Consider the following 234-nt stretch of genomic DNA (forward strand, 5'->3'; position numbering starts at 1 on the left):
GGACGAGAAAGTTCACTTCGCCGGGGTAATGGTAACGGAATACATCAGCTATACGTTCGGCAGTCTCGATCGAGCCACCGTTGGTCTCGATTATAACTAAGAGCTTCTCGCGCTTGCCCTGTATGTCTTCAATGTAATCACGGATCAGGGGGCAGAACAAGGTCTGTTCAAAATCCTGCGCTAAGCTCGAACGGACCCTGAACATCACGCGGCGCGGAGGATTTTTCTGGCAAG

1 protein-coding gene is annotated in these 234 nt (G+C 51.7%); it reads right to left on the reverse strand.

What is annotated here, in order from left to right; all coding sequences use genetic code 11:
* Positions 1 to 234, reverse strand: a 234-nt coding sequence (locus tag R0J92_RS26785; RefSeq protein ID WP_411053917.1) for a hypothetical protein, incomplete at both ends; no start/stop codon positions are given.

Origin of the sequence: Tritonibacter sp. SIMBA_163 (assembly GCF_046535935.1) — a bacterium.
Taxonomy (GTDB): domain Bacteria; phylum Pseudomonadota; class Alphaproteobacteria; order Rhodobacterales; family Rhodobacteraceae; genus Epibacterium; species Epibacterium scottomollicae.